Source organism: Hymenobacter sp. HDW8 (assembly GCF_011305775.1).
Taxonomy (GTDB): Bacteria; Bacteroidota; Bacteroidia; order Cytophagales; family Hymenobacteraceae; genus Hymenobacter; species Hymenobacter radiodurans.
In genome coordinates this window covers 1,652,874-1,671,818 of the sequence record NZ_CP049907.1, presented here as the reverse complement: position 1 = coordinate 1,671,818, position 18,945 = coordinate 1,652,874, and the positions used below count along the sequence as shown (strand labels likewise).

Below are 18,945 nucleotides of genomic sequence, written 5' to 3'. Positions count from 1 at the left end.
GATGCTTCGCTACCGCTCGGCATGACGGTTTGTTTTAAAAGGTCATTTTCATAAATGCGCTGCTCTCTAATATTCAATGAAAAACCCTTTCCAACCGGGCGACGTCAAAACCTATTCCTTCATCGTCACGGCGGCTGACTTTGCTACGATGGAAGGCCACACAGTGCACGACGTGCTAAGTACGTTTTCCCTGGGGCGAGGCATGGAGTGGGCGGGGCGGCTGTTTGTGCTGGAAATGCTGGAGGCAGGGGAGGAGGGGATCGGGACGATGCTGCACGTGGAGCACCACGCGCCAGCCTTCGCGGGCGAAACCGTTGAATTTCGCGCTACTTTTGCCGCCCTGGAAAATCGGGAACTGACTTGCGCCGTAGAAGTCCGAGTGGGTGCACGGCTGGTCGCAACTGGTCGCACCGGACAGCGCATCGTACAGAGCGAAAAACTGGCGGCTCGTTTTGCTGCCTTGCGCGCCGGTTCCCCAACATCTGCTTAATCAGCGCCTCACCGCGCTTTCTATTAGTATGGCCAAAGAAAAAGACGCTCCGCGCAAAGTTAATATTGTGAATCGCCGGGCCAGCCACGAGTATTCTTTCCTGACGAAGTACGACGCGGGCATGATGCTGCAAGGCACCGAAATAAAGAGTATCCGCGACGGCAACGTGAACATGCAGGACGGCTTCTGCATTTTTCACCCCGATGGCAGCCTGTGGGTGCACAATCTGTCCATCTCCAAGTACACCGAAGGCACTTACAACAACCACGAGCCTACCCGCGAGCGGAAATTGTTGCTCACCAAGCGTGAGCTGCGCCAGCTTTCTGACAAAAGCCAGGAGCAGGGCCTTACCATTATTCCCATCCGTTTGTTTGTAAGCGACCGGGGTTTTGCGAAGCTCGAAATTGCGTTGGCTAAAGGCAAAAAGCTCTACGACAAGCGCGAAGACATCAAAGCCAAAGACCAGAAGCGCGAAATGGATCGGGCGCGCGACTACTAAAGTTTAGAGCTAAATAGGGTGCATTTCCCTTATTAGGAATATAGCTTTGTCTGTGGTTGTTAGAAAACCGTTGCTACCAGACCGAATGGCCGTTAGCAGCTAGCTTTCTGGCTTCAAAACTTAAACTTTCGAACTTCCTTGGAATACGGAATTTGCCCCCTGAGCGTGGTGCCGGTGCGGGCCGAGCCTAATGATCGGGCCGAAATTGTCACTCAGCTCATTTTTGGCGAGTGCTACACTATCGTGCTCGTTCAGGGCAATTGGTGCCAGGTGCGCATTGCCGCTGACCAATACGTGGGCTGGATGGACGTGAAGCAACACCTACCCGTGACCAGCACCTACTTCGCCGAATGGGGCGCACATGCCCACCCGCGCAGCCTCGATGTGGTGCAAATGGTAAGCGATTCCGACACGCGCCAGCCTATTTCCTTGGGCGCTCGCCTGCCTTTTTTCGATGGCATGACCCTGCGTTTGGGTGAGCGGCAACTCTTTTATAATGGAGCCGCTACCAATCCGACGTCTAACGGCGACCCGGGGCGCAAAGCCGCGCTGCTTCAGAAAATGGGCCAGGCCTTTTTGAAAGCGCCATACTTATGGGGGGGCAAAACGCTTTTCGGCGTCGACTGCTCTGGCCTCATGCAGCAGTTGTATGGCTTAGTTGATATCCAACTGCCCCGCGACGCCCGCCAGCAGATTGACCACGGCCGTACCGTTCATTTCGTTTCGCAGACCCAGCCCGGTGATCTTGCCTTTTTTGATAATGCTGAGGGCAGCATCGTGCACGTAGGCATGCTGCTGGAAGAACAGCAGATTCTGCACGCCAGCGGGGAGGTTCGCATCGATCCTCTTGACCACAATGGCATCTATAACCGGCAGCGCCAGAAATACTCGCATAAGCTGCGCCTGATTAAGCGGCTATTGCCGGATTGAAATAGTACCAAGCTCATACTTGGTGCTATTCCTTTAAAAAAAGCCCCCCACAGCCCGGAGCTAAAGGAAACTTAACCCGGCGGCTGTTGTTAATGCGCTAAGAATCACCTAGCTTTCGCTAACTGGATTCTCCCTGAGCGTATGGATCAAAAAGTGCTTGTCTTAAACGGTGATTACACCGCGATTACGCTTTGCAGCGTGCAGAAGGCTTTTGTGTTGCTTTTTTTGGACAAGGCTGAGATGATAGCCAAGTCGGATGGTACGCTGCGCTCCATTAGCCATTCTTTCCCGAAGCCTAGTATTATCCGCTTGCAGCGCTATGTGCGTGTGCCTTACAAAGGCATTGCCCTGAGCCGTCACAACATCATGAAGCGCGACCATTTTGAGTGTCAGTACTGCGGCTCCACTAAAAACCTCACGCTGGACCACGTATTGCCCCGTTCTCGCGGTGGCGAGTCGTCGTGGACTAATCTGCTCACGGCGTGTGCCCGCTGCAACCACGCCAAAGGGCATCGCACACCACACGAAGCGGGGCTCACGGTGCGTCAGCAACCCAAGAAGCCTACCTTGGCGGGCTTCCTGAAGCTCTCGGCCGGTACGATAGATCAGAACTGGCACGATTACCTGAATTGAGCTACGAATGGGGCGGTAAACGAAGGTTTGCCGCCCTATTTTCTTCTCGTACCAAAAGGAATTACTGCTCTGCTTTAAACTAACCGTCGCTGGTTGAGGTTAGAGGCATACCTTTGCCCCCCATTCCACCCAATCAGCGTTCATGTCAGTTCCTAAGTTTGCGGCTTCCCGCTCTTTTCACACCGAGCTAAAATCTCGGATTAACGCCTACTTCGAGGAAGCGGGCAAATCGCAAACCGGCAATTCCGGGCTTTTTGTAAAGGCGCTTATCCTGACGACGGCTTTCGTGTTGGTGTATCTGCACTTGGTATTTTTCACACCAAGCGCCTTTTTAGGTATTCTGGAGTGTATTCTGCTCGGCGGCATTGGAGCGGCTATCGGCTTCAACGTCATGCACGACGGCGCCCACGGCAGCTTCAGCAAGTCAAAGTGGCTCAACCAGTTCGCTGCCTTTACCCTGAACGTGCTGGGCGGCAATAGCTTCATGTGGAATATGAAGCATAACCTCATTCACCACATGTACACCAATGTGGACGGTGTGGATGACGACCTCGATGTGCAGCCGTGGATGCGCATGAGCAGCACCCAGCCCCGCCGCAAACTCCACCGCTTTCAGCACTTATATTTCTGGTTTCTCTACGCCCTGCTATACATCGCCTGGATTTTCTTTATGGATTACCAGAAGTATTTCAAGGGTAAAATCGGGGGGATGCCAATCAAGAAAATGACGGCCACCGACCAGTCAGTCTTCTGGGGCTTCAAAGTGATTCATCTATTGCTTTTCATGGCCCTTCCAATTTACACGGTAGGCTTTGTGTCATGGCTGGTAGGTTTCGTAATCTTCGCGGCCGTAGCGGGTTTTACTCTGAGCTTGGTATTTCAGCTGGCGCACACCGTAGAACATGCTGCCTTTCCCATGCCCGATGAAATCACGAACAAACTGGAAGACGAGTGGGCTATTCATCAGATTAAGACTACCGCCAACTTCGCCACGCATAACAAAGTGATTAGCTGGCTCGTGGGTGGTCTGAACTTTCAGGTAGAGCACCACTTATTCCCCAAGATTTCGCACGTTCATTACCCTGCTATCAGTAAGATCATCAAGCAGATGTGCGAGGAATTTGACATCACTTACAACGAGTATCCTAAGATGCGCTACGCTGTGGCATCGCACGTATCCTACCTGCGCGAGATGGGCAGAAAGTAGATTGTTTATCATATAAAAAAGCCCCCCAGAAACACTTCTGGGGGCTTTTTTTATGCCAGGTTGAGTGAGCGTAGTTACCCACTTAGTTTATTCTTGTGAGCTTTCTTATTTTATTAAATACCCTTTGAGGAACAGTCCAATTATTACTCCAGTAAAAGTTAAAGGAACGCCATCGTTTTAATTCAGCCTCTTGCGAACTAGCGCTATTTAAAACCAGGAGCGAGTGTAATGATTGAGTATAAAATTCATTTATTTTTTCAGGGCTGAAAAAACGATTCCATTCTTCTTGCGCTTTACTGCCCAGTATCTGGTGTGATTCCTCATGCTGTAATAAAAAGGAATACAAATTTGCGATATGTTTTTCTGGAAAAAATAACGCAAAATCCGACCAGTTAGGTCCCTTCGGTGGTACAAAGTTATCTGCAATAATAACCGGGCATTTGCCAAGCGCCATGCTCTCATATATTCTGAAACTCACAGGTGCCCACCCTGCCGGACAAAGAGAAAACTTAGCCTGCTGAATTAACTCAACATAAGTTTGCTTCTCCTCAAATGAGTGATTTAGCCAGCTGTCTGTTTTCTCTAGGTGGATAGAAGGTATAGAACTCAGTGCTCGAAATAACTTCGATCTAACCGAATTAGACTTTGTGTTTCCTCTCCAACTAGCTAAATAATTTGGCTCTATCTCCTGCTTATTATTTAAGAAGACAAGCTCATTAGGATATTTAAGGTAAGGAACGGCTGCGTATAAATTTGAATTGAATCTGGACTTAGGAAGGCTGGTATACAATCCCCGGAACAAGCCAGTGGCGCAGTCATCAGTATTAATAGTATAAACCTTGTGATAGCAATTACATAATAGTGGGTCTTCTAAAATACTGGTAATATAATTAAAGTTTTTAAAAGAGTTATTTTCTTGAATCAACAGAATATCTGCGTCAGTTGGTGATTTTACCTCCTCTACGTCTGGAAAACATAGGAGCAAAGGCTTCATACTCTGAATAATTAAGGAGTCAACGTCAGCAAGCTCTGAGTGCGATCTTTCGATAAAAAATATCTTCATATAGTATATTTTTTATCGAAAGATCGCATTTCAAATTGTTAAGTGCTTTAACCTAGAATTAAATTTGGTATTCAAATCACATTTTTGAATGTGAAAGACTGAGATTGGTACTTACTTCTTGTTTATAAATTCCAACAAGTCACGGTTTAGCTTGTCTTTATCGGTAATAAATACACCGTGTGGGCCTCCGCTATACTCAATATAGGTAGCATGTGGCACATATTGATGCATCCGCGCACCACTATTTTTTATGGGCACTGTCTGGTCGTCTTCGCCGTGAATCACCAGTGCGGGTACCTGTATAGCCTGCAAATCCTGTCGGAAGTCAGTGCCACCGAAGGCGCGTACGCACTGTTCCGTCGCGCGGGGCGAGCCGAATTGGGCCAAAGCCTGCGTCCAGTCAAGCGTGGCTTGGCTGACGGGGTGGCTGATAACGCCCACCCCGTAGAACTTCTTGCCAAACGAAGACAGGAAGTCGAACCGGTCTTTGTTGATATTTTCAATCATATCATCGAACACCGACTTATCCACGCCGTCCGGGTTGTCGTCCGTCTTGAGCAAGTATGGCGTCACGGCCGATACGAACACGACTTTGCTCACGCGAGCCCCGCCGTGCCGGCTCATGTAGCGGGCTACTTCACCGCCGCCCATCGAGAAGCCGACTAGCGTCACGTTATCCAGGTTCAGCTCGTCAAGCACAGCCTTCAAATCATCAGCGAAGGTGTCGTAGTCGTAGCCATCCCAAGGCTTATCGGAGTTGCCAAAGCCGCGGCGGCTGTAGGCAATTACGCGCAGACCGTGCTTAGGCAACTCGTTCAGTTGGTATTCCCACGACTCGTAGCTCAGCGGCCAGCCGTGAATAAGCACCACAGGCGTGCCCTGGCCCAAATCGGTGTAGTGTAGTTTAACGGGGTTGCCTTGGGCATCTGGCCCAGCTTTGATGTAACTCATAAGAAGAGGGTTTTGGGAGTGAATAGGGTTGTATTCACTCCTTACTGATCTTGCCTTTTATGGGTTACGGAGGCGTCTGGGGGGCTTTTTTTAGGTTTGTAGAGTTCGCGCTATGAATTAGGAAAACCGCACGATGAACTAAGCGAGACGCTAGCCAAAGAATTAATGAGGAAAGCGCATTTATAGTAATGGAGCGTAGAGGGGAGTTAGGTCTTCATGGAAAAGCAAATAGCTTTAGCATATTGCCATACTAATTATATAACGTGCGCTAAAAACTCCGTACCTTTGCCGCCCCGCCAGGGTGGCGGGTCTGAAGCCTCAGCTTCAGCGAGTTACTCATAACGCGTTCCGGTAGGTGGCCCTGAGCCGGACGTGTAGATAAGGGCCAAACAGTAACTATGGCAGAAGTAGCAGATAACTTCGACTGGGACAACGTCGGAGCGACCGGCTTTGGTGGCAATTATAGCCCCGAGCAGCGCGCCGAGATGGAGAAAATGTACGGCGACACGCTGACCACCGTCCAGGAGGAAGAAGTAGTAAAGGGCACCGTAGTGGGCATCACCGACCGCGACGTGATCTTGAACATTGGCTTCAAATCCGACGGCCTCGTGCCCCTGTCCGAATTCCGCGACTTGGTTGACCTGAAAATTGGGGACCAAGTTGAGGTGTTCATCGAAGATCAAGAAGATTTGAACGGCCAGTTGATTCTTTCGCGCAAGAAGGCGAAGATCAAGCAGGCTTGGAAGTCGATTTACGATGCTCTGGAGTTCGATAACATCCTGGAAGGCGTAGTAAAGCGTCGGACCAAAGGTGGTCTGATCATGGAACTGGATGGCGTAGAAGCCTTCCTGCCCGGCTCGCAGATTGACGTGAAGCCCATCCGTGACTTCGACATCTATGTTGGTCGCCGCATGGAAGTGAAAGTGGTAAAAATTAATGCCGCTTTCGACAACGTAGTTGTTTCGCACAAAGTCTTGATTGAGAAGGACCTGGAGAAGCAGCGCGAAGCTATCCTGAACAACCTCGAAAAAGGTCAGATTCTGGAAGGTGTTATCAAGAACATGACAAATTTCGGTGTGTTCATCGACCTCGGCGGTGTCGACGGTCTATTGCACATCACCGATATCTCGTGGGGCCGCATCGCTCATCCGAGCGAAGTATTGCAGCTTGACCAGAAACTCAACGTGGTTGTTCTTGACTTCGACGAAGCTAAGAAGCGTATCTCGTTGGGCTTGAAGCAGCTGACTCCTCATCCATGGGATTCGCTGCCCGCCGATATGGGCGTAGGCTCGAAAGTGAAAGGCCGCATCGTGAACGTAGCCGACTATGGCGCATTCATGGAAATCGTGCCTGGCGTAGAAGGCCTGATCCACGTTTCAGAAATGAGCTGGAGCCAGCACCTGCGCAACCCGCAAGACTTCATCAAGCAGGGCGACGTAGTTGAAGCGCAAATTTTGACGCTGGACCGCGAAGACCGCAAGATGAGCCTTGGTATCAAGCAATTGAGCGAAGACCCATGGACTCGTGGTGACTTCGGCGGCAAGTACGCTGTCGGAACCAAGCACAACGGCCTAGTGCGCAACCTAACCAACTTCGGCCTGTTCGTAGAACTGGAAGAGGGTGTAGACGGCCTAGTGCACGTATCCGACCTGTCATGGACTAAGAAGATCAAGCACCCATCCGAAGTGGTGAAGGTGGGCGACCGTCTGGACGTGCTCGTATTGGAGCTGGACGTTGCTAACCGTCGTTTGGCCCTTGGTCACAAGCAATTGGAGGAAAACCCTTGGGATACGTTCCAGACGGTATTTACCCCCGGCTCGGTGCACAAAGCCACTATCACGGAGAAAAACGACCGTGGCGCGGTACTCGAGTTGCCTTACGGCATCGAAGGTTTTGCTTACCCCAAGTCGTTGGTGAAGGAAGATGGTTCGAACGCCGAGAACGGCGAGTCGCTCGACTTCCGTGTAGTTGAGTTCTCGAAGGATGATCGTCGTATCGTGTTGTCGCACACTGCCGTCTTCAATCAGGCGCAGCAGGAGGAAGACACTCGTGCTTCGAAGTTCGCGAAGAAGAAGCCAACTGCTGGCCAAGCTGCCGGTGCTGCTCAAGGCGAAGGCAAACTGAGCGACCTCAAGAAGCCGGCTACCGCCGACAAGTCGACCCTCGGTGACCTAGATGCGCTGTCCGCTCTGCGTGACAAGATGATGGGCAACGAGCGCGACGCTGGTGTTCAGAAGCTGGAAGCGCAAGCTCCCAAGGCTCCTAAAGCCGCTAAAGCCGAAGAAGCTCCTGCTGCTGAGTCTGACACTACCGAGGAGGCTCCTGCTGCTACTGGTGGTATTCTGGCTGCCGTAACCGGTGCTGCCTCTGCTGCCTTCGATAAGGTATCGGAAGTAGCTGGTGATGTAGTAGACACCGTAGCTGATTCGGCTGCATTCGCGAAAGCGAAAGAAGTAGCTGGTGATGTTGTTGAAAAAGCAAAGGACTTACTGCCCGGCAACGAAGAGGCCGACAAGAAGGACGAAGAGAAAGCCTAGGTTTTCTTAGCTTATGCTTAAGAAAAGGCCCTGACATTCGTCAGGGCCTTTTTTATGTGTTGTTGGTAGCTTAATAATAGTAGTGTTCTGATTCTACTTCGCACGCAACCAAGAGCTTAGACGGAACAGAGCTGAAAAAAGCCCCCCAGGTTTGGCGAACCTCAGATAATGGCGTAAGTTTGCACCCTCATTACCCGGTGACGTGACCGAGTGGCTAGGTAGAGGTCTGCAAAACCTCCTACGGCGGTTCGAATCCGCCCGTCACCTCTTTCCTGTTCCTGTTTTCTTTTGCTTAGTACCCCGGTTGATTAGCCCCAACCGGGGTTTTTTGCTTTATTCTCTGACTGTTATAATAGCTAAGCAGTTAAGCTAGCTCTTGTACAAAGCCTTGAGCGCGGAAAGAAGCAGACACACGCTATCGAAAGGCCACTATATTGGCTGAACGCTAGTCTAAGGGCGTATTTTGCGCGGCGATAAATGACTTTATGCGCGCATTATCCCTACATTTCATTTGTGCGTACAACTGCCCGCTAGCATTACCTCTTTTCGCCTTAACTTCCTATGAAAATTACCGACCTCCGCACTATGCGCGGCCCAAGCTATTGGTCTGTCAAGCACCTGAAGCTTATTGTGATGAAAGTAGACCTGGAGGATCTGGCCGATAAATGGTCTAATGCCATACCAGGCTTGGCGGGTCGGCTCACGAAGTTGCTACCTGGAGTAGGCCAGCCTTGTGCTTCACCCGACTCATCCAAACAGGCTATTAAGCACCCCCCATTAACTCAAGAGCAGCTTACTGATGGTGAACCACTAGGCCATGTGATTCAGCACGTAGCCCTTGAACTACAGCGTCTTGCTGGTATGCCAGTGTACTGGGGCAAATCATATCCGGCCACGCAGGAGGAAGGAGTCGAATATGTTGTATTTACATATCAGGAAGAGCGCGCCGGGCGTGTAGCCGCAAATGCCGCAGTAGAGATTGTAGATGCTTTATGCCATAAGCAGAAAGTAGATGTAAAGCCCATTATTGCGGAGCTACACAATATTCGGGAGGAAGAATTCTTTGGGCCGAGCACCTACAGTATTGTGTCGGAAGCAGTGTCACGTAAGATTCCTTATATCCGGCTTAAGAACACGTCGGTTATACAATTGGGCTACGGGGTGAATCAAAAGCGCATTCAAGCCACCACCTCATCTTACACAAGCTATTTCTCCGTTGATATTGCTGGCAATAAGAACCGCACCAAAGCGATGTTGGCCGATGCCGGGGTGCCTGTACCGCGTGGTACCACAGTATATTCACTGGATGGTCTGCGCGATGCTATTGAGGAACTAGGCTTTCCCATCGTGACGAAACCATTGGATGGAAATCACGGCAAAGGAGCCAGCATTAATATTCAAGACTGGAAATCGGCTCAAAGTGGTTTTAAAGAGGCGCAGGAATACTCTCGCGCTGTGATCGTAGAGCAATTCATTGAAGGATTTGACCATCGACTGTTGGTAGTGAATGGCAAGTTGGTAGCCGCCGCCAAACGTACCCCAGCCGCCGTGGTTGGTGATGGACACAGCACCATTCAGGAGCTGATTGATCAGGTAAATCTGGACCCACGTCGGGGAGAGGGACATGAGAAGGTGCTTACCAAAATCAAAGCAGATAAGCACACGAATGCCATCCTCAAGGCTCGCGATTTGACTCTGAAATCGGTGCTTCCGGAAGGAGAGGAGTTGTTTTTGAAGAGTACGGCCAATATTAGTACGGGTGGCACCGCTACCGATGTTACCGACTTGGTACATCCGTATAACGTATTGTTGGCTGAGCGCGCGGCCGGAATTATCGGCCTTGATATCTGTGGTATCGATCTGCTGACTTCTGATATTGCCATCCCGCTGAATGAGGCGCGCGGAGCTGTGATTGAGGTGAATGCTGCCCCTGGCTTCCGTATGCATATTTCTCCTACCAAAGGCTTGCCACGCAACGTAGCAGCGCCCGTTGTAGATATGCTTTTCCCGCGCGGCTCTACTTCGCGTATCCCCATTATTGCTGTTACGGGCACTAATGGCAAAACCACCACGACACGCCTGATTGCGCATATGGTGGCGGCCCAAGGCTACAAAGTAGGCTTTACAACCACCGACGGAATTTACATTCAGGGCAACCAGCTACAGAAGGGCGACTGCACGGGCAGTCAAAGCACGGAGTTTGTGTTGCGTGATCCTACCGTAAACTATGCTGTGCTGGAAGTAGCGCGCGGCGGCATGCTCCGCTCCGGGCTAGGATTTGATACCTGTGATATTGCCGTCGTTACCAACGTAGCCGCCGACCACCTAGGCATGCGTGATATTTATACGGTAGAGGAAATGGCGGCTGTGAAGGGCGTGCTGCCTCGTACGGTGCACAAAAGCGGCTGGGCTATCCTAAATGCCGACGACGACTTGGTATATGCCATGGCCGAACGGTTGCAGTGCAAGGTGGCGTTTTTCAGCATGAACGAAAATAACCCCCGCATTCTCGATCATGTGGAAGCGGGCGGTGTAGCAGCGGTCTATGAGGAAGGCTATGTAACCATTTACCAGAACAGCTATAAGCTGCGCATCGATCGGGCGGCGGAGTTTCCGGTGACGCTGGGCGGACGCGCTGGCTTCAACATTGAAAACTGCCTTGCTGTGGCACTAGCTGGCTATGTAGCCGGCTTTGAGCGCGACGATATAAAGACGGCGCTACGCACCTTTGTGCCGTCGGCGGCCAAGACGCCAGGCCGGATGAACGTGTTCAAGTTTCCCCATTTCGAGGTTATTGTCGACTATGCGCACAACACGGCAGGCATTAGCAAGTATGCTGAATTCCTGAATAACACGCCGGCTACGCACAAAGTCGGGATAGTGTCGGGGTTGGGCGACCGGCGCGATGAAGACACACTAGGCTTTGCGCGCATAGCGGGAAGTATCTTCGATGAAGTGGTATTGCGCCAAGACCGTGACTTGCGCGGAAAAACAGCGGAATACCTACAGGAAATTATGATGCGAGGCCTGCGCTTGGATAAGCCTGATCTGCCAATTACCTACATCGAAAACGAAGTGGACGCCATTCGTCACGTGCTGACCACGGCCCGCGAAGGATCGGTTGTTACTATTTTCACGGAAAACATCAGTGCTACAATCAAGCAGATTGAGGAGTTTGAGGCGCAAATTATGCAAGCCTAGAAAACCGATTCACTTTACTATTTGGAATAAAAAAGCCCCCCAGAACTAATCTGGGGGCTTTTTTATAAGCGAGAATGCTTTGTAATCTACTTCAGAGTAAAAGTTGATTTGCCGATCATTACGCCGCCTTCATACAGCTCAACGGTGTGAAGACCGGTTTTGTAGGCTGCACCTTTCGCGTACACAAACTGTACGGGCTGACGCGTGTTGTCGTACACGATGTCCTGCTTAGCGGTGTAGAAGGCTTCTGAGCCATCAATCATGAAAGTGCCACCACCAGTGCTCAGGTTGTACAGGGCCGAGCCATCAGGCTCCACGAGGCGCATCATAATCTGCTTGGTTTCCTTGGGCGATACGTCGTTGCGAGCAAGGTTGAAAGTAACCTTGATTTTCTCCACGCGCTTAGCCCGAAACTCGTTATCGTCGTCGTCCTTCTCTTTGTTGCGAGAGTTAATCACGTTCACCCGAATATTATCGGCCTGAAGGCGGGAGGCTACCGCTACCTTCTCCGTAAGCTCTTGGTTGGTGCGAGCGATGGTCGAAATCGTGTCAGTAAGCTTGTTCTGACGCTCTTTCAGCGTGGTAGTCTCGGTATACAGCACCTCATTATCAGCTTTGAGCTGAGCAATTTCCTCGTCTTTCTTCCGTAGTTGCTGCTCCAAGTTGGTAGCGCGGTTGCGGAAGCGGGCTTGCTCAGCCAGCGAGAAGCTGCCTTTGCGGAAGGAGCGAAGCTTGAGCAAATCAGAGTTGATTGTAGCAATGCGAGCTTCCAAGGAGTCATTCGCCAAGCCCATGGCTTGTACTTCTTGGCTTTGACGCTCAAAATCGGCTTTGAGGGTCTCGTACTGTTTAATCTGTTCTTCCAGCCGAACATCCTTTGCTTTTACCTCGGCTGTCAGCTGCTCATTCTGCTTGCCTTTCTGATTGTTCATGTAGAAAAGCAGGGCATTAATACCGGCCAGAACCAGAAATAGAGCCACTATTAGCAAAAGACGGCTCTTGTTTTTAGGCTCCGTGTTTTCGTTTTGTTCCATTGAGGAAGGGGATTGGTTAATTAATGTGGAAGTACGCGGCTAGTTAGGACGGTACGCTACCTTTACGCACAAAAATAAAGGACTTACCCACGTGGGCAAGTTTCGGCACTAAATACTCCATTTGAGCAAATATGGATTTACTGCTTGATGAGGCCTATTGGCGAACCCGTTATGCCACCGGCCAAACAGGTTGGGATGTGGGAGCCATAACGCCTCCACTACAGGGTTATTTTAAGCAACTAGGTCCGCCCGATGATCGGCGTATCCTCATTCCAGGCGCGGGAAGGGCGTATGAAGCCGAATACCTACACAATCAAGGATTCGGTGAAGTGTTTGTAGTTGACCTAGCGTCAGAGGCGCTGGAAGCATTACAGCAACGCGTGCCTGGTTTCCCTCGGGGGCATTTAGTGCAGCAAGATTTTTTTACGCTGTCGGCTGAGCCACCTTACGATTTAATTATAGAGCAGACGTTTTTTTGCGCTCTGCCCCGTGCGCTTCGTTCGGAGTATGCCCGACAGTGTGCGCATTTATTGCGGCCGGGGGGCAAATTAGTAGGACTACTTTTCGAAGCAGATTTTGGTCCCTCATCCGAACCACCTTTCGGTGGCACCCGCGATGAGTACCGCGCGTACTTTGAACCGTACTTTGAGTTCGTGCATTTTGAGACTGCCTACAACTCCATCAGGCCCCGTCAGGATAGAGAGTTGTTTATTTGTTTGGAGAAAAAGTAAACCTTATAATCTACTCATGTTTGACTCACTCGCCAACGCGCTACCCCATTTCCGTAACACCAACTCCGGTCAATTTTTTCTGATGGCTGGTCCCTGCGTAATTGAGGGAGAAGACATGGCCTTACGCATCGCGGAGCGTGTGCGTCATATCACGGATAAGCTACAAATCCCCTACATCTTCAAAGGCTCTTACCGGAAGGCCAACCGCTCCCGTCTCGATTCTTACACGGGCATTGGAGATGAAACGGCGCTGCGCATTCTGCAGAAAGTAGGACGCGAAATTGGGGTGCCGACCGTCACGGATATTCACGAATCGGATGAAGCTGCTTTCGCGGCCGAGTACGTTGATGTCCTCCAGATTCCGGCCTTCCTATGCCGCCAGACGGATTTGCTCATAGCAGCGGCCAAAACTGGGAAGGTGGTCAATATCAAAAAAGGCCAGTTCTTGTCGGGCGAGGCTATGCAGTTTGCGGTAGACAAAGTACGCCAGTCGGGCAACGAGCACGTGGTGCTCACCGACCGTGGTAACTCCTTTGGGTACGCCGATTTGGTAGTCGATTTTCGCAATCTGCCCGTGATGCAGCGCTTTGACGTACCCGTGGTGATGGACGTAACGCACTCACTACAGCAGCCTAACCAAGCCAGTGGCGTCACGGGCGGTCAGCCGGCTCTCATTGAAACTATCGCCAAGGCTGCTATTGCGGTTGGCGCTGATGGTTTGTTTATCGAAACGCATCCTACGCCAGCCACTGCCAAATCGGATGGGGCCAATATGTTGCCTTTGGATCAGCTGGAGGCGTTGATGGTAAAGCTCACGCGAGTTCGGGAAGCCGTTCGGTAGTCAACAGTCTACCTCTAGTTTACGCAGACAAGCGGCGGGCTCGATCTAACAAATTGTCCAACACATTATCGAAGCGAAGCGAGAAATGCTGTTTCGGCTGATTTTTCCTGAAAAACACTAACCCCATAAAAAACAGGTCTACGGTCAACATCACTTCCGGATGCGCTTTAATGGTTTGCCAAGCCCTCTCCATTTCCGCTGACCAATGAATGTCGTCAAAGACGAACACGCTTTGATCGGTGCGGCGAGTTAGGCACTGCTCGAAGTAGTGTACCGTTGGCTCGTAGCGGTGGTTGCCATCGAAAAAAACGAAGTCGATGGGTGTAGATAGGGCAGCTAAGGTAGGAGCAAGGGTAGCATCCAGGTTGCCTTCGATGAGCTCCACATTGCGTAGCCCCAAACTGCTAAATGTTTCGCGGGCCACAGCAGCGGTAGCTGGGCAGCCCTCAAACGTAATGACCCGGCTGTGGCTGTTTGGGGTAGCTAAGTAGGCCGTAGTGAGCCCCAGCGACGTGCCTAACTCCAGCACCGTGCGCGGCTGAAAATGGTTAACTAACCGAAACAGAAGCTGTCCAAGCTGCCGCGACTTGGCGGCGGTACGCGCAATATCGCGTACGCGGCGCTGTCGGCCGGCGCCCGTATGAGAGCCAGCACCGAAGTCGGTTACGTTTATCGTTTGCTGACTGGCTTGCAATTCAGTGCGGCGGTGCTCCACAGCCTCATAAGGAGTAAAAAAGCCCGTGTGGCGTACCACATGGTTGTAGAGGGCAAAAACGAACGGGGAATGCAGTCCGTGTGCATTCCCCGAGCGGAGCAAAAATCGGATGTAACTGAATGCTTGGTAAAGCAAGTACTTGGGGTTGCGGGTTGAAAGAAGTGAGTTAGAAAGTGAAACCCACAGCTTGCCGCTAATTTAGGCGATATGGTACAACCAGCGTGAATTCAGGAATCTCAACTGTGAATTCGCGGCCGTCGGCGAGGCGCTCCATCTGATAGGTGCCCCGCATCTTACCCAGACCGGTCTTAAGATTACAGCCCGATACGTACTGATGTGCCTCGCTGGGCTCCAATACGGGTTGCTGGCCTACCACACCTTCGCCCTCTACTTCGCGCACGACGCCGTTGGCATCATATATATACCAATGGCGACGGAGCAACTTTACGGTATACTCGCTGTTGTTGCGAATATCGATTTTATAAGCAAACACGTAATGTTCCTGGCCGGGGCTGGAATAATCGGGTAAATAGTTGGTCGTAACACTTACGGTCACTCCCTGCGTAGTGGTAGTATTCATGGCGCCTGTGCGGTTCGGTGGATAACTAACAGCCGTTCTCGGAATTTGGTTTATCTACGCAAGCTATCCACAGAAAGGCTTGCCGAACCTGTAAAAAACTTTTCCCTATGTCCATAAAGATAGAAGAAAGCTGGCGCAAAGTACTACAAGACGAGTTCGAAAAGCCCTATTTTCAACATCTTACTGCCTTCGTCCGGGGCGAGTACGCCACGACTACTGTGTATCCGCCCGGGGGGCAAATTTTTCATGCTTTTGAGGCGTGCCCTTTCGATAAAACCAAAGTGGTGATTCTGGGCCAGGACCCATACCATGGAAAAGGTCAGGCGCATGGTTTAGCGTTTTCCGTGGCAGAAGGAGTGCGCACCCCGCCTTCCTTGCAAAACGTTTTTAAGGAGTTGCAGGCCGATTTACCCGAAACGCCGCCTGCCCCCAATGGCAACCTCGACCGCTGGGCCGAACAAGGCGTGCTTTTGCTTAACGCTACGCTTACTGTTCGAGCTGCAGAGCCCGGTTCGCACCAAAAAAAGGGCTGGGAGCAATTCACCGATACGGTTATTCAGCGCGTTTCGGAACAGAAAGAACACGTCGTATTTATCCTGTGGGGCGCCTATGCGCAAAAGAAGGTAGAGCTAATTGACGAGAAAAAACACTTGGTGCTTAAAGCTGCGCACCCGTCGCCTTACGCCGCTGACCGTGGTTTTTTTGGCTCTCGACCTTTCAGCAAAACCAACGAATACCTGCGCCAGCATGGGCTAGAACCAATTAAGTGGTAAAACAACGTTTGATATTTAATCCATATATCAAAAAAGCCCCTCAGAATGATTCTGGGGGGCTTTTTTGCTTTCAACTTAAAAGTGATTTAGTGAATCACGTCGAAGAGGCGGTTCCAACGGATTTTGCTGAAGAAATCAGCATAAGGGTCAACTGAGAGCCATATCAGAACGGCTTTACCTACGATGTGATCTTCGGGTACAAAGCCCCAGTAGCGTGAATCAAGCGAGTTGTGGCGGTTGTCGCCCATCATGAAGTAGTAGTTCTGCTTAAACGTGTAGCTCGTGAGCGGCTTGCCATTCTGCGACAACACACCATTCGCATACGTCACGCCTTCATTGCGCTCGTAGCGCATAATGATTTTCTGATAGATAGCCGTATTCTGGGACGTAAGCTCCACTGTCTGACCTTCTTTCGGGATTTGCAGCGGACCATAGTTGTCCCGATTCCAGGGGAAGGCGGCCGTAGGAGTACTGTGTGGGTAATCAGGATTGTTCGGGAAAACCTCCGATTCAGCTTGGCCGGGCTGCGCTACTTCTTCCACTACCCCTTTGATAAAGGGCTGCTGCTTGAAATAAGCCGCAATAGTAGACGTGGTATTGACCACGTAGGCAGGTCCCATAGCTGTCGTCTGCGCTTGTGGAACTCCATTCGGCGTGTTGGAGTCGGTTACACCCAAATCCTGAAATACCTTATCACGCACGGGCTCAGCTACCTGTAAGTAGTAGCTGGATTGCATCTGCGGCGGGTTCGCCAGCGGCTGCCCGTTGATATACACCTGCGTCTTCTTTATTTCCAGTACATCGCCGGCTACGGCTACACAACGCTTGATATAGTTGGTGCGCAGGTCGGCGGGGTGTTCGCTTTCAAATGGAATATTAAAAACTACAACATCACCTCGCGTCACTTCTGAAAAGCCAGGCAAGCGGTAGGAGGGAAGCTGGATAGCGTCGGAGTAGCTCTTAATATTGGTGCCCCAGATGGTCTGGTGAGTAAGCGGCACTTGCAGAGGCGTTTGAGGCGTACGTGGGCCATAGTGCAGCTTGCTCACAAATAGATAATCGCCGACTAGCAAGGAGCTTTCCATGGAAGGCGTCGGGATGGTATACGCCTCAAAAGTGGCCCAGCGAATAAGCGAGGCCACCACCACAGCAAAGAGAATGGCGTCGCCCCACTCCCGCAAAAAGCCCTTCGGCTTCTTCGGTGCTGCTTCGGTAGTGGAGGTTTTCTCCCAGAATTTTACGGCCATAAATCAAGACGAAAACGGGCAGCACGCTGCCCAAGCAAAGCAAGGATACAATTGAATGATTAAATATCCGAATTAATGTAGGAATGTGCTTTGTAGAGGTCAGACACTGGATAATCGCCTGATAACACACATCATAACTGGGTGCGTTCCTACAATCCGAGTAGCTCCTTCATCCCAAATACACCCTTGCGCCCCGGCAGCCATTCGGCAGCTAGCAGCGCTCCCTGAACAAAGCCATCCCGCGTATGTGCTTCGTGCTTCAGCTCAATGGTATCGGCGGGTGAGGAATACGTAACAATGTGTGTACCAACTACCTGACCTGTGCGCTCCGAAAGTACAGCCAGCTCTTGCGGAGCAGTAGTAGGTTCGTTGCGCCAGATGGTCTTGGTCGGAAAGTGACGAATGATAGATTCAGCGGCGGTAAGAGCTGTACCGCTGGGCTGATCTACTTTCTGCGTGTGGTGAATTTCGCGAACCTGCACATCGTAACCCCCAAAGTGGTGCATTTTGGCGGCGATGTACTCATTGAAATGAAAGAACAAGTTTACGCCCACGCTGTAGTTGGAAGAGTAAAAAAGCCCCCCACCCATCTCCTTACATAGGTCGCGGGCTTCCTGAAAATGATGGAGCCAACCTGTAGAGCCACAAACCACTGGCAACCCTTGGCGCAGGGCAGCGCTTACATTGGCGAAGGCAGCATCAGGATGGGTGAACTCAATGGCCGCGTCAACGGTCGTAGCGTCGAAGTCGGAGATGCGTACACCGGGCCGCGAGGGATCCACGATACCAACAATCTGGTGGCCTCGGGCAATAGCCTGGGCCTCAATGGCCTGGCCCATCTTGCCGTAGCCAATCAGCAGCAATTTCATTTCGTTGAGCGGGAAGTAGACTTCAAGTTTAAACTAAGGTTGACGCCGGCCGTGGGCTGCGCCGTGGGCATATAGAGCATCGTGGGCTCCCAGCGCAGGCTCAGATCGTCGCTGACGTCAAAGTCGCGTAAGTGGGCATCAACAAGGGCATCAACCACGCCTATGGCATACGCCACGGCGGAAAAGGCAATCCATTTGTCGCGGTTGCGACGGTAGATAATTAACCCTCGATCTATCGTCGCATTGTCTTCAATGGTGCTGGAAAGAGGCCCAGTATCAATGGTTAACGGGTCGTTGTCATTGCGGGCTATTTTGGCTTCCCGAAACTCTTTAAAGCGACTTTGATAGAAAAATTCCACCGTAAGCGCCGTGCCTAACACGCCGTACACAATAGGTAGCTTCCAATACTTGCGGTTGTAAATCTGGCCAGCACCAGGCACGAGCGCCGATAGCATGGCTGCTTTGGCTGGCCGCGTCAGGTGAAGTCCGAACAGCCTTTCGGTGCGCCGCGTGGTATCAGCTACCGCTGGCGTACTAACGCGGGTCGAATCGGGTCCAGTTGTTACCACTTGGGCTTGCGCCGACTGGGCTAGTGGAGCTCCCACTAAGCAAAATAAAAGCGCTGCTTTATAATACCCAGTCAT

The 18,945-nt window shown here is 51.3% G+C and carries 18 protein-coding genes and 1 tRNA gene; 11 read left to right on the top strand and 8 right to left on the bottom strand.

The window, feature by feature from the left end; all coding sequences use genetic code 11:
• The first annotated feature begins 76 nt into the window (after positions 1-76).
• The 5 genes from G7064_RS06910 to G7064_RS06890 all read left to right on the top strand — a co-directional run bounded on the left by G7064_RS06910 (position 77) and on the right by G7064_RS06890 (position 3,759).
• A complete protein-coding gene (locus G7064_RS06910; protein WP_166073012.1) occupies positions 77-490 on the top strand; it encodes a thioesterase family protein in 414 nt (137 codons plus the stop codon).
• Positions 491-518: 28 nt separating this feature from the next.
• Positions 519-989, top strand: a complete 471-nt coding sequence (smpB, locus tag G7064_RS06905; protein ID WP_133272003.1) for an SsrA-binding protein SmpB — start codon at positions 519-521, stop codon at positions 987-989.
• A gap of 138 nt (positions 990-1,127) precedes the next feature.
• Positions 1,128-1,919 carry a C40 family peptidase gene (locus tag G7064_RS06900; RefSeq protein ID WP_240935789.1) on the top strand — a complete coding sequence of 264 codons (792 nt, stop codon included), beginning with the start codon at positions 1,128-1,130 and terminating at the stop codon, positions 1,917-1,919.
• A 141-nt stretch (positions 1,920-2,060) separates the two neighbouring features.
• Positions 2,061-2,552, top strand: a complete 492-nt coding sequence (locus tag G7064_RS06895) for an HNH endonuclease (protein WP_166073011.1) — start codon at positions 2,061-2,063, stop codon at positions 2,550-2,552.
• Positions 2,553-2,694: 142 nt separating this feature from the next.
• Positions 2,695-3,759: a fatty acid desaturase family protein gene (locus tag G7064_RS06890; RefSeq protein WP_166073010.1), complete on the top strand. Its 1,065-nt coding sequence runs from the start codon at positions 2,695-2,697 to the stop codon at positions 3,757-3,759.
• Positions 3,760-3,841: 82 nt separating this feature from the next.
• Here G7064_RS06890 and G7064_RS06885 read toward each other — a convergent pair whose 3' ends face one another.
• Together G7064_RS06885 and G7064_RS06880 are read right to left on the bottom strand one after the other, a co-directional pair.
• The gene (locus tag G7064_RS06885; protein WP_166073009.1) at positions 3,842-4,753 is read right to left on the bottom strand and encodes an exostosin family protein; all 912 of its coding nucleotides are present in this window, start codon (positions 4,751-4,753) and stop codon (positions 3,842-3,844) included.
• Positions 4,754-4,933: 180 nt separating this feature from the next.
• Positions 4,934-5,773, bottom strand: coding sequence for an alpha/beta fold hydrolase (locus G7064_RS06880; protein WP_166073008.1), 840 nt, complete (start codon positions 5,771-5,773; stop codon positions 4,934-4,936).
• 398 nt (positions 5,774-6,171) lie between these two features.
• Here G7064_RS06880 and rpsA point away from each other — a divergent pair, with 398 nt between their 5' ends.
• The 3 genes from rpsA to cphA all read left to right on the top strand — a co-directional run bounded on the left by rpsA (position 6,172) and on the right by cphA (position 11,511).
• Positions 6,172-8,310, top strand: coding sequence for a 30S ribosomal protein S1 (gene rpsA / locus G7064_RS06875; protein ID WP_240935786.1), 2,139 nt, complete (start codon positions 6,172-6,174; stop codon positions 8,308-8,310).
• Positions 8,311-8,506: 196 nt separating this feature from the next.
• Positions 8,507-8,577 (top strand) — tRNA-Cys (locus G7064_RS06870).
• A 294-nt stretch (positions 8,578-8,871) separates the two neighbouring features.
• The gene (gene cphA / locus G7064_RS06865) at positions 8,872-11,511 is read left to right on the top strand and encodes a cyanophycin synthetase (protein WP_166073007.1); all 2,640 of its coding nucleotides are present in this window, start codon (positions 8,872-8,874) and stop codon (positions 11,509-11,511) included.
• A gap of 86 nt (positions 11,512-11,597) precedes the next feature.
• Here the strand turns inward: cphA and G7064_RS06860 are convergent, their stop codons facing one another.
• Positions 11,598-12,545: a hypothetical protein gene (locus G7064_RS06860; protein ID WP_133272007.1), complete on the bottom strand. Its 948-nt coding sequence runs from the start codon at positions 12,543-12,545 to the stop codon at positions 11,598-11,600.
• Between the two features lie 131 nt (positions 12,546-12,676).
• Between G7064_RS06860 and G7064_RS06855 the strand changes: the two genes are divergently transcribed.
• Together G7064_RS06855 and kdsA are read left to right on the top strand one after the other, a co-directional pair.
• The gene (locus tag G7064_RS06855; RefSeq protein ID WP_166073006.1) at positions 12,677-13,276 is read left to right on the top strand and encodes a methyltransferase domain-containing protein; all 600 of its coding nucleotides are present in this window, start codon (positions 12,677-12,679) and stop codon (positions 13,274-13,276) included.
• Between the two features lie 16 nt (positions 13,277-13,292).
• The gene (gene kdsA / locus G7064_RS06850; protein ID WP_166073005.1) at positions 13,293-14,117 is read left to right on the top strand and encodes a 3-deoxy-8-phosphooctulonate synthase; all 825 of its coding nucleotides are present in this window, start codon (positions 13,293-13,295) and stop codon (positions 14,115-14,117) included.
• A 19-nt stretch (positions 14,118-14,136) separates the two neighbouring features.
• Here the strand turns inward: kdsA and G7064_RS06845 are convergent, their stop codons facing one another.
• Positions 14,137-14,967 (bottom strand): O-methyltransferase, encoded by an 831-nt coding sequence (locus G7064_RS06845; RefSeq protein ID WP_166073004.1) that lies wholly within the window; start codon positions 14,965-14,967, stop codon positions 14,137-14,139.
• A 58-nt stretch (positions 14,968-15,025) separates the two neighbouring features.
• Entirely contained in the window at positions 15,026-15,412 is a 387-nt protein-coding gene (apaG, locus tag G7064_RS06840; RefSeq protein WP_133272011.1) for a Co2+/Mg2+ efflux protein ApaG, read from the bottom strand.
• A gap of 107 nt (positions 15,413-15,519) precedes the next feature.
• On the opposite strand from apaG, the gene G7064_RS06835 reads away from it, so the two are divergent.
• The gene (locus G7064_RS06835; RefSeq protein ID WP_166073003.1) at positions 15,520-16,185 is read left to right on the top strand and encodes a uracil-DNA glycosylase; all 666 of its coding nucleotides are present in this window, start codon (positions 15,520-15,522) and stop codon (positions 16,183-16,185) included.
• An 86-nt stretch (positions 16,186-16,271) separates the two neighbouring features.
• Here the strand turns inward: G7064_RS06835 and lepB are convergent, their stop codons facing one another.
• The 3 genes from lepB to G7064_RS06820 all read right to left on the bottom strand — a co-directional run bounded on the left by lepB (position 16,272) and on the right by G7064_RS06820 (position 18,906).
• Positions 16,272-17,432 carry a signal peptidase I gene (gene lepB / locus G7064_RS06830; protein WP_166073002.1) on the bottom strand — a complete coding sequence of 387 codons (1,161 nt, stop codon included), beginning with the start codon at positions 17,430-17,432 and terminating at the stop codon, positions 16,272-16,274.
• 149 nt (positions 17,433-17,581) lie between these two features.
• Entirely contained in the window at positions 17,582-18,301 is a 720-nt protein-coding gene (gene dapB, locus G7064_RS06825; RefSeq protein ID WP_166073001.1) for a 4-hydroxy-tetrahydrodipicolinate reductase, read from the bottom strand.
• A complete protein-coding gene (locus G7064_RS06820; RefSeq protein ID WP_166073000.1) occupies positions 18,298-18,906 on the bottom strand; it encodes a DUF5683 domain-containing protein in 609 nt (202 codons plus the stop codon). The genes dapB and G7064_RS06820 overlap by 4 nt, the downstream gene beginning before the upstream one ends.
• Positions 18,907-18,945 lie beyond the last annotated feature (39 nt).